This window comes from Paraburkholderia suaedae, from assembly GCF_040812055.1.
Classification (GTDB): Bacteria; Pseudomonadota; Gammaproteobacteria; order Burkholderiales; family Burkholderiaceae; genus Paraburkholderia.
On the sequence record NZ_JBFOAH010000048.1, the window covers coordinates 18,913 to 29,296 of the forward strand.

Annotated in this window: 9 protein-coding genes and 1 pseudogene; 6 read left to right on the top strand and 4 right to left on the bottom strand. The window is 61.0% G+C overall.

Features of this window, described 5'->3' with window-relative positions; genetic code table 11:
* The first annotated feature begins 36 nt into the window (after positions 1-36).
* The 3 genes from ABQJ48_RS35220 (at position 37) to ABQJ48_RS35230 (ending at position 3,066) form a co-directional block, all read left to right on the top strand.
* A complete protein-coding gene (locus ABQJ48_RS35220; protein WP_367842528.1) occupies positions 37-933 on the top strand; it encodes an NAD(P)-dependent oxidoreductase in 897 nt (298 codons plus the stop codon).
* Positions 934-1,002: 69 nt separating this feature from the next.
* Positions 1,003-1,473, top strand: coding sequence for a tripartite tricarboxylate transporter TctB family protein (locus ABQJ48_RS35225; protein WP_367842529.1), 471 nt, complete (start codon positions 1,003-1,005; stop codon positions 1,471-1,473).
* 3 nt (positions 1,474-1,476) lie between these two features.
* Positions 1,477-3,066: a tripartite tricarboxylate transporter permease gene (locus ABQJ48_RS35230; RefSeq protein WP_367842530.1), complete on the top strand. Its 1,590-nt coding sequence runs from the start codon at positions 1,477-1,479 to the stop codon at positions 3,064-3,066.
* 451 nt (positions 3,067-3,517) lie between these two features.
* Here ABQJ48_RS35230 and ABQJ48_RS35235 read toward each other — a convergent pair whose 3' ends face one another.
* The gene (locus ABQJ48_RS35235; protein ID WP_367842531.1) at positions 3,518-4,438 is read right to left on the bottom strand and encodes a LysR family transcriptional regulator; all 921 of its coding nucleotides are present in this window, start codon (positions 4,436-4,438) and stop codon (positions 3,518-3,520) included.
* A gap of 162 nt (positions 4,439-4,600) precedes the next feature.
* On the opposite strand from ABQJ48_RS35235, the gene ABQJ48_RS35240 reads away from it, so the two are divergent.
* From ABQJ48_RS35240 to ABQJ48_RS35250, 3 genes and pseudogenes are all read left to right on the top strand, one after another.
* Complete coding sequence (locus tag ABQJ48_RS35240; RefSeq protein ID WP_367842532.1) at positions 4,601-5,503, top strand: alpha/beta hydrolase; 903 nt, start codon at positions 4,601-4,603, stop codon at positions 5,501-5,503.
* A 225-nt stretch (positions 5,504-5,728) separates the two neighbouring features.
* On the top strand, positions 5,729-6,895 hold the full coding sequence (locus ABQJ48_RS35245; RefSeq protein ID WP_367842533.1) for a porin: 1,167 nt from the start codon (positions 5,729-5,731) through the stop codon (positions 6,893-6,895).
* Positions 6,896-7,108: 213 nt separating this feature from the next.
* A pseudogene (locus ABQJ48_RS35250) lies at positions 7,109-7,831 on the top strand (methyl-accepting chemotaxis protein); the annotation flags it as partial.
* A 759-nt stretch (positions 7,832-8,590) separates the two neighbouring features.
* On the opposite strand, the gene ABQJ48_RS35255 reads toward ABQJ48_RS35250, so the two are convergent.
* From ABQJ48_RS35255 to ABQJ48_RS35265, 3 genes are read right to left on the bottom strand one after another with little or no spacing between them, the layout of a single operon-like run.
* Complete coding sequence (locus ABQJ48_RS35255) at positions 8,591-8,698, bottom strand: hypothetical protein (RefSeq protein WP_367842534.1); 108 nt, start codon at positions 8,696-8,698, stop codon at positions 8,591-8,593.
* On the bottom strand, positions 8,698-9,126 hold the full coding sequence (locus tag ABQJ48_RS35260) for a hypothetical protein (RefSeq protein WP_367842535.1): 429 nt from the start codon (positions 9,124-9,126) through the stop codon (positions 8,698-8,700). Before ABQJ48_RS35260 ends, ABQJ48_RS35255 begins: the two co-directional genes overlap by 1 nt.
* On the bottom strand, positions 9,123-10,076 hold the full coding sequence (locus tag ABQJ48_RS35265) for a tyrosine-type recombinase/integrase (protein ID WP_367842536.1): 954 nt from the start codon (positions 10,074-10,076) through the stop codon (positions 9,123-9,125). Before ABQJ48_RS35265 ends, ABQJ48_RS35260 begins: the two co-directional genes overlap by 4 nt.
* Between the last annotated feature and the right edge of the window lie 308 nt (positions 10,077-10,384).

Sequence of the window (10,384 nt, forward strand, 5' to 3'; positions counted from 1 at the left end):
GTGACACGAACGTTGGATGAGGAACAGGATAAAACGATGGCTAACATCAGGAACATCGGTTTCATCGGCATGGGCAATATGGGTGCGCCGATGGCCAGCCAACTCGCTCGCCAGGGGTTCGCGCTGACAGTATTCGACGTCAAGCTAGCGAACGCCACCGCGTTCGCGAGCGAGCACGGCGCGCGGGTAGCGAGCTCAGCGGCGGAGGCCGGGCAAGGCGCAGATGCAGTGATCTTCATGCTCCCTGACGAGCGCGTGGTGCGTCACGTGCTGTTCGACGACGGGCTGGCCGCGCGCATGTCGCGAGGCGCGGTCGCAATCGACATGGGGACGTCGGCGCCGGCTTCCACGCGAGCGACCGGCGCGGAACTGGCGGAACTGGGCATCGGTTATGTCGATGCGCCGGTAATGGGCGGCGTTGTCTTCGCACGCGACGCCAGCCTCGACATCATGGCCGCCGGCGACGTCGCCCTCATCGAGCGCTGCCGCCCGCTGTTCGCCGCGATGAGCCGCAAGCTCTGGCTGTGCGGCGAGCTCGGCAGCGCCCATGTGCTGAAGGCGATGACCAACTACATCAACGCCTGCGCGCTCATCAACACGCTCGAGGCGATGGTGATCGGGCGCAAGTTCGGGCTGGACTCCACGGTGATGGCCCAAGCGATCGACGCCATGTGCAACGGCCGCCAGCATCCGGTCGTGAAGAAGGTCATGCCGCATGTGCTGACCCGTAGATACGGCACCGGCATGGCGATGCAGCTGATCGCCAAGGATGTGAAGATCGCCGTCGATGCCGCGCATAGCGTGGGCGCGGCGGTACCGCTTGGCGAAGTCACGGCGCAACTCTGGCGCGCGGCCACCGAGCAGCTTGGTGGCACCCGCGACCACTCCGAAATCGTCCGCTACTGGGAAGACATGACAGGCACCGAGTTGTAGCAGCGCCTGGTTTTTAATGGCGACCGCGTTGCTGGCTCGCACGCTCGCCGCATGAAGGAGACATACAGGATGGTCATCAATCAGTGGTTCAACAGATACCACAAGGATTATTACGGCGGCGCTTTAATGATCGGGATCGGGCTCGGCGCGGTCGCGTGCGGGACCGATTATCAGATCGGTTCATTGCGGCAGATGGGGCCAGGATTTTTCCCCGTCGCGGTCGGCGTGTTGCTTGCATTGGTAGGTGGCGCAATTGCGCTGCAGGCATCGCGTTCCGTTCCCATCGATAAAAAAGCCGCGCTGCCTGCTGAATGGCGCGGCTGGTTGTGCATCGTGGCGGCGCTGGTTGCGTTCGTGATCATCGGCGAGCACGGCGGCTTGCTGCCCGCCACATTCGCGGTGGTGTTCATCGCGGCGCTGGGTGACCGGAAGAATCGCCTGAAGGACGCGCTCGTGCTCGCGCTGGCGCTCATGCTCGTGAGCGTCGTGGTGTTCTGGTGGGCGCTCAAGGTGCAGTTTCCACTCTTTCAGTGGGGGTAAGACATGCTGCAGTCCCTGTTTGATCTCCAGCATGGCTTCGCCATAGCGCTCGATCCACACAACCTGATGTGGTCGTTCGTGGGTGTGCTGATCGGCAACCTGATCGGCGTGCTACCCGGCATGGGCGCATTGTCGGCCATCTCCATTCTGTTGCCGCTGACCTACGCTATGCATCCGGTGCCCGCGATCCTGATGCTCGCCGGGATCTTCTATGGCTCGCAGTATGGCGGGGCTATCGGCGCGATCCTGCTGAATCTGCCTTGCCATCCGCCGCATGCCGTCACCTGTCTCGATGGTTATCCAATGACCCAGCAAGGCAAGGGCGGCGCCGCGCTCGGCATCACCATGATCTGCTCGTTTTTTGCGGCGTCGGTCGGGATCATTGTGATGATCGTCGCGTCGCCGCTGCTCGTCAGCATAGCGTTCAGGTTCGGGCCGCCCGAGATCTTTTCGATCATGCTGCTCGGCTTGTTATGCGGCGGCACCATGTCGCGCGGCTCCGCGCTCAAAGGCGTCGCCATGACGCTGGTCGGCCTGCTGATCGGCATGGTCGGCACTGACGTCAACAGCGGCGCTATGCGCTTTACCTTCGGCATGCCGGAATTGTCCGAGAAAATCCAACTGGTCGCGCTCGCGCTGGGATTATTCGGCGTCACCGAGTTCCTGCGCAGCGTGAACCGCATCCAGGTCGTGGGCGGCGGCAAGACCTCGGTGCGGCTGCGCGACATGTTTCCAGGCAAGGCGGAACTCAGGCGCGCCTTTATGCCAATGCTGCGCGGCACGACGATCGGCACGCTCTTCGGCTGCATGCCCGGCACCGGCCCGACGATCACAACCTTCGTTGCCTATGCGTTCGAACGCAAGGTATCGAAGACGCCGGATCGCTTCGGGACCGGTATGATCGAAGGCGTCGCCGCGCCCGAAGCCGCTTCTCATTCGAAGGCGCAGGTGGACTTCGTGCCAACCATGAGCCTGGGCATTCCCGGCGACGCAGTGATGGCGCTCATCCTGGGCGCATTGCTCATACAGGGCATTCAGCCGGGACCGCAACTGATCACCGAACATGCGGACCTGTTCTGGGGACTCATCGCCAGCTTCTGGATCGGCAATGTGCTACTCATCGTGCTGAATGTGCCGTTGATCGGCATCTGGGTAAAGCTGCTGCGGGTGCCTTATCGCTTCCTCTTTCCGTCAGCGTTGTTCTTCATCTCGGTGGGGGTCTACAGCGTCAATAACAGCCTGTTCGAAGTGGGTGAAGTGCTGATGTTCGGATTGGTCGGCGCAGTGTTCAGCGCGCTCGAGTTCTCCGTTGCACCTATCCTGTTGGGCTACGTGCTCGGCCCGATGATCGAAGTCAACTTCAGGCGCGCGTTGCTGCTTTCACACGGCGACATGACGGTCTTCCTGCGGCATCCGATCAGCTGCGCATTCTTGCTGCTATGCACGACCACGATCGCGGCGCAAGTCTTTTTTCACTGGCGCGGTGCGCGGCGGTTGCGGCGGGCGGCTGGATCGGGCGACTCTGTCAGCGCAGTGAAAGCAGAATTGCAGGAAATCACGCCGGAGACGGCGAGTTCCCGAGCGGGAAGCTAGCCAATGGTTTTGAGTACCTCACATACCTTCGATTTTTACGTAGCCGGTTTACTGCTGGCGGTGCCCGGTCCAGCATCGCATCTGACCTACGGTCAGTCGGACCCTGGTCCTTCCGAGCGCTGGCGCCGGTTCATTTGCCGGTGCGCTGGTATTCGGGGGACCGGCGGATGCCCTTGAACCCAGGCAGTGTTAGCGGCCAAAACTCCCGCCGGGCAGTTCTATTCGTTGGCGATGTAAGCATTCCTCATCATAGGGGTCCAGTTCGCTCTGTCTTCCTTATCGGATAAAACCGAAGATAGTAACCTGGCTACCAGACAACGCACGTTCCGTCTGATATGTGTGATCCGCCAGTTATTGCGACATGTCAACTGTCGGATGCCTTTACGTCGGCTGACAACATGCCGGCAGGATGCCGCGTGAAGAGGCAGCCCACGGCGCGTGAAATCAAAGTCTACTGACCGGCGTCCGGCTGCACGTCCCAATATGGCACGGGGGCGAACCGGTCACCTAGAAACCGCACAAACGCCCGGATGCGCTCAGGCAGATTAGGGTCGGGCATGAAAACCGCGTAGAGCGTGCCGGTCGGCACGATGTACTCTTTTAATAGCTGCACCAGCTTGCCCGACTCGAGATGCGGACTTGCGATGAACCTGGGCACAATTCCCACACCCACGCCGGCCAGCGCGGCTTCTACAATGCCATCGCCATTGTTCGCCCGATAATTCCCAGAGGCTTTGAGCGCGTGATCGCCGTCCGGTCCCGACAGCCGCCATTCACGATTGGCCGCGCCGGAGTAGGTCAGGCAATTCAGGCGCAGCAAGTCAGGCGGCGTAGTGATCGCGCCGTGCGCCGCGCAATAAGCCGGCGAAGCGACCACTACGTAGTTGACGGTCGCGAGCTTGCGCGCGACCAGGTTACTCAGATGCGGTTCATCGGCCATGCGCACCACGATGTCGGCGCCGCCCGAGATGAGGTCGCCGAAATGCTCAGAGAGCGAGACATCAATCTTCACCGACGGATTGTCGCGAAGAAATTCCGCAATCGCCGGCAGCAAATGCAGCCGGCCAAACGAAATGGCGGTGCTGACGCGGATCACGCCGTGCGCGCCGCGCGATGTATCTTCGAGATCGCGGATGGCATCCTCGGCGTCGGAGATCACGCGTGTGCAGCGTTCGTAAAAGCGCTCGCCTGCTTGTGTCAGTCCGAGTTTGCGCGTCGTCCGATGCAGCAGTTTGATGCCCAGCGACGTTTCCAGTTCCTGAATATGCTTAGTGACCAGGGCTTTCGAAATACCGCACCGTTCAGCGGCGAGCGAGAAACTATTGGAATTGACGACGGCCACAAAGGTAGCCATGGCATTCAGGTCGCGCATGAGGTGTGGTTCCTAGTCTGCTCTGGTGAAAGGTCTTTTCACGAAACGCCATTTAATCGATACCGCCAATTAGCGATACTTCGACCCAAGCCTTACTGCAACTAGCCCTTAACTTTAGGTAAGCCTCACCGCCTGGCGGTCGCGGCAAACGGAGGATGTGACATGACCTGGAATGCTGAATATTACGTCAAAAAAGGAAACATCCGCCTGTATGTGTACCGCAAGCGCGCGGCTGAGCCGCTCACCGGCGAAGCGCCGCTGCCGGTTTTGTTTCTCGTGCACGGATCGACCGTGTCAGGCCGCAATACCTATGACCTGCAGGTTCCGGGACGAAAAGACTACTCTGTGATGGACTATTTTGCCGCGCTCGGGTACGACGTGTGGACGATGGATCACGACGGTTACGGACGCTCTGGCTGGACCGAGGGATCGAATTCGAGCGTGCAGTCTGGCGCCGACGACTTGCAGATCGCCGTCCCGTTCGTGCTGGAAACCACCGGCACGCCCAACTTGCTGATGTTCGGAACGTCGTCGGGCGCGCTGCGGGCGTCGTTGTTCACGTCGAGCAATCCGGACAAGGTTGCACGGCTGGGCTTATCGGCGCTGGTGTACACCGGAGAAGGTTCACCGACCCTCGAACAGCGCCGCAAGAAATTGCATGAGTATTCCGCGAGCCCGCGCCGCAAGGTCGATCTCGCGTTTTATCAGGGCATGTTCAATCGCGACAAGCCGGGTACCAGCGAAGACATCATTCCGGAATCAATCGCCGCCGCTGAACTGCCGCTTGTCAGCGAGGTGCCGACCGGTACCTATGTGGACATGTGCGTAAATCTGCCGCTGGTTAATCCGGCCGCGATCGTCTGTCCGGTGATGATCGTGCGCGGCGAATACGACGGCATCGCTGCGGAACCTGACCTGCTTGATTTCTTCGCCAAGCTGCCGAACCGCGACAAGCAGTTCGTCGCAATCGCTGGTATCGCGCATAACCCGATGATGGGAACCCATCGCAGGAAGTTCTATCACGCGCTGGAATCGTTTTTGAAAATGCCGCTCGAAACCGCTTGAGCCGTTCAGGGCGGAATCCAGCCTGTCATTTCCGTTTCCGCCACACGGCCGTCCTTTAGCTTCACGTCGTCTCTGCTAGTCGTCCATGCACTGCCGCGAGTTCTGCGCGGCTGTGCATCCGCTCATCGGTAACTGTCTTTGCGCATCTGCACGTCACGCAACTCGTGCAACAGGCTTACCCCGCAGTAGACCTTCGTTATAAAAACTTAATAAGAACGAGACAAAATGAACAGAAAATTGATCGGTGCCGCGGCGCTTTGGACCTTCAGCATGCTCGCGCATGCGCAAAGCAGCGTGACGCTGTACGGCTTGCTCGATGAAGGCGTGTCTTACGCGAACCACGTCACAACCTCTACAGGACCGAGCAGCAAAGTGTTCTACGGCAGTGGTGTTGCCGGCGGCGACCGCTGGGGACTGCGAGGCCAGGAAGATCTTGGCGGCGGACTGAAAGCGGTGTTCGTCCTCGAAAACGGCTTCAGTGCTAGTACCGGCGCGTTGGGCCAGGGCGGCGCTCTGTTCGGGCGTCAGGCGTTTGTCGGCTTGAGCAAGGACGGCATCGGCGCTGTTACGTTCGGGCGTCAATACGTGCTGTCGCAAACCTTCGTGGGCAATGATTTCTCCGCGGGCGGACTGACCGCGCTCGGCAACTATGGCTTCCATCCGAACGACCTCGACATGTTCACGTCGAGCCGTGTCAACAATGCAGTGAAGTTATCAAGCGCGAACTATGCCGGCTTCCGGTTCGGAGCGATGTACGCGTTCTCGAATCAGGCCGGCTCGTTCCAGGGGTCTCTGCCGACCACGACGCCCGTTAACGCAGGTGCGTCGAGCGCCTACAGCTTCGGCTCACATTATGCGAACGGGCCGTTTGCGATCGGGATCGCTTACACGTCGATCAACTTTCCAAGCGCAGCCGCACCTGCGTACCCCGTAACCATTGCGAATGTAAATACGAACGGGCTGCGCAGGACCAACACTTTCGGCGTGGGCGCGGGCTACACGATCGGGCCGGTCCACGTGTTCGGCAATTACACCGACACCCATCTGCAACCCGTCGCGGGAACCCAATCCACGGTACAAACCGGCGAGCTCGGGGCGACATACCTCATCACGCCTGCCTTGCAGGCTACGCTTGATGACGCTTACACCAAACTGAGCGGCGCGTTCAATGGCAGGTGGAACCAGATCAACAGCGCGCTCTCTTACTCGCTGTCCAAGAGTACCGCGGTCTATGTGCTCGCGATCTACCAGAAGGCCTCCGGAAGCAACCTGGTGAATCACGTGGTGATTCCGGTGCAGGCGTCGATCGGTTCATCATCGACCTTCGTGGCTACGTCGGCGGGAGCGAACAACCAGTTCGTCGGGCGCGTGGGTTTGCAAGTGAGGTTCTGAACGTTTTGTCGCATAAGCGGCGAGCGTAGAATTTCGCGGCTCAAATATATGCATTGGTTGCCCAACGATAGAGAGCGGTGGACGAGGCGGATGACTCCGTTGATTTCCTGTTCGGCGCCGGGCGGAACAAGATAGCCGCGCGGCGCTTCTTCGGCCTGACCGGGTTGCATGCGATGGTTGGCGAGCTGGAGGGCCGTCATGATCCGGCAAGTCAAGGCCGCAGAAATCATCAGCGTGATCGAAGGGATTGCGTTCCAGACCAACATTCTCGCGCTCAATGCGGCGGTCGAAGCCGCGCGCGCAGGCGACCAAGGCCGCGGGTTCGCGGTGGTCGCAGCCGAGGTACGCTCGCTCGCCCAGCGCAGCGGCACCGCGGCAAGAGAAATCAAGGAGCTGATCGACAGGTCGGTGTCGCGGGTGGATAGCGGCTCGCAACTGGTCGCCGAAGCCTGCCGCACGATCGGCGAGATCGTTGAGGCGGTGACACGTGTCACGGGCATCGTGCAGGAAATCGCGGCCGCATCGGAAGAGCAAAGCAGCGGGATCGACCAGGTCAACCGCGCGGTCAGCCAGATGGACGAGGTCACGCAGCAAAACGCGGCGCTGGTCGAACAGGCATCGGCTGCGACGCAGTCGATGTATCAGCAGGCGCAGGCGTTGCGGAAAGCGGTGTCGGTGTTCCGGGTGGGCGACGTTTTCGTGCCGCAACCGGCTCACGCGCCGACGACGAGAGCATTGCCGACGCAGCGCCGCGATGATGCTTCGGGCACGTTGCTCCAGGCGGCACGGCCGATCGCGAAACACGCGGCATCCCGCGCCGCGAGGGCCAGTCCTCCAGCCCTTCCCTCGATGCCTGCCGCACCAGCGACATCTACCGCCCCCGCCGCGCCGGTCTCAGCGGCGGCTAACGCAACGGCCGACTGGCAGACCTTCTGACCGCATGTCGCGGATTCTCCACCATAAGGGACTCTGTCGCCCGACTTGGGAACCGATATCGCGCTGTTCGTCGGCGGCGCTCGAAGCGTTCCTGAAGCGGGCCTACGCGCTCCTGGCCGAACCGCCGCGCGCCCACCGGCGTGGAGGCTCTCTCGGCGTCGGAACTCGCGCAGGTGCATTCCCGGCAGATCCAGGACATCGCCGCGCTGCTCGGGCCGGACCTCGCAGCATGAAGCATGCGCCGCACGGCGGCACATGGAGTGCAGGGGCATCCATGCTCGGCCGACCCGTTGCGAACGGCCTGTCCGTAATCAATGCGGATCGGCCGCATAAGGGTCCATCTGTGAATACCGGCGAACGTCAGGAACTGGCGGCCGGTGCCTGCCTTGGCGACAGCGATCCGCCGTGGTTGGCGTCGCCGAAGGCGCATTGGTCGACAATCTGTCGTCGACCGTCGCCGATAGTCGTTGCCCTGCCGCATTCAGAGCAGCCAGCCCCGGCAAGCATGGGGAAGATCTTGTCACCGCCGCGGGCGGTGAACTGAGTTCCGCATTCACTGCGCCATCGGCATCGGATATGATCCCGCCGCCACGTTAAATAGGCTGCTAAGCGGTCTGGGCTAGTTCGCAAGATGAGCGCGGCAGGGGTTCCCCATCCACGAATGCGGCGGCACTGCGCACTGCAAACGCGAACGCGTTCGCGCTGCCGCCGGTACCGCGCTAATGCGTCAACCGTGCTCGTATGGATGGGCAACTGTCGTTACTTGGCGAACTTGGTCTGCCGCACAGTCAGCATCCCGCGCTTCAGATCGACATCGGCATCGCGTAGGTGGATGGCCTCCGAGATTCGCAACCCGGTTGAGGCCATCAGGCCAAACAGGGCTTCATACGTCGCTGGGCGAAGACTCCCCTTTGGCCCAAGCCGACGGGCCGCACCAGCAATGCAACAACTTCCTCTTCATGGAAGATGTGCGGGGCGACGCGTGTTCGCTCAGGGCCGAAGACCGGTTCCTCCGGAATCTCAGTGTCAGGCTCGAACTGCCTCAGGTTGTGGGCGAAGTGGCGAACAATCGCTAAACGCGCAGCCCAGGTAGCAGGGGTGTCATGGTGCCATTTATCCTGTCGTGCCCAATCCGCCATGAGCTCTGTCGTCAGCGGTCCACGATGATTCAGGCTCGCGACATAACGGGCCAAGCTGGCTAATAGCGTGCTCCGCGAGCGCAACTCGAAACCCAAACGGTGCCGTTCGGCAAGGTAGTTGTCGATCCTCTTCTGCAAGCTGACCCGTGCGCTCATGATTGGCTCCCAGGCCACGGAAGGGCAACAGCCGCCAGCTTCGGCGTGTCGAGCTTGGCGTAGATCAGGGTGGTATTGAGTGAACGGTGGCGCAGCAGGTCGGCTACTTCCTTGAGCGAACTGCCGTTCTTAACCAGGCGGCATGCCAGGGTATGTCGAAGCGCGTGAGCACTGTGGTGCGGCAAGCCGATGCGACAGCAGGCCCGTTTGATCACCTTCTGGATCGCCCTGGGCGTAATCGGCTGGTCTCGGCCCGCCACCTGCCGGACGAAGATCGCCGGATGGCCGCTCACCGGCCGCTCAAGTTGCAGATAGTCAGCGAGCGCCCGCCTGGTTTCGACCGGCAACGGCAGTACGTCCTGCCGCAGCGACTTCGTGCCCCTCAACGTCGCTGTGCCTGCGCCCCAGTCGACGTCGCTGATTATGAGCCGCGCGATGTCGCCAGAACGCAGTCCCATGTCCAGCGCCAGACGGACAATCGCATAGCTACGCTTCGGCCAGCGGCGAGCGCCTGCAGCTGCGTCGAGGAGGCGCCCAACTTCCTCTGGCTTGAGCGCGCGGGGCAGCGATGCGAGCGTCCAATGGACGGGATTCAGGATGACGGCGCTGAGCTTGAAGACCCGGTCACCTCGCGTCGCCCGGTAACGCAAATAACTGCGTAAGGTATAAGCCAGTTGAGAAGCATAGGAGGCCGAGCGTCCGGCCCCTAACTGTGACGAAAGAAACCGACGAATATCGTCAGGGCGCAGCTTTCTCGGAGCGACAGCGCGCCGCTCGAAATTCTGTCGCAAGAACAAACCGACAATGCGGAGTTGATTACTCCGGGATGTTGCTGCGAGTCCCCGCGCATCGTGCAGATACGCATCGTAGCGGCGCAATTCGTTACCGATGTGGGTCGGGAGTGGTCTACAAGACCGAACCCTGGCTTCGTGCAAATTGGTTGGCTTCATAACGGTCCCCTGAAGTGGAACCGTTACTCCAGATCAACGCTGAAATTATGTCGAGTTCCCAGCTGAACCGCCTGCTGCCGGCCCCTTGTTCGCCGAACCTTGTCGGCAATAGGCTCGGCTACTTTCCATCATCAACGACTTGGCCTAATCGGCCTTATGTGAAGCTTTCCATAAGGCCGATGAAGGTAAGCGCGCGATTTCGCACACCTAGCGTCCATTATTGAGAAGGCTCACGATTGCGTCCGCAACCCAACTTTGCGGACGCAATCCATGACAGAAGATGACCTGAGTTTTTTGCCTTTGCGCGT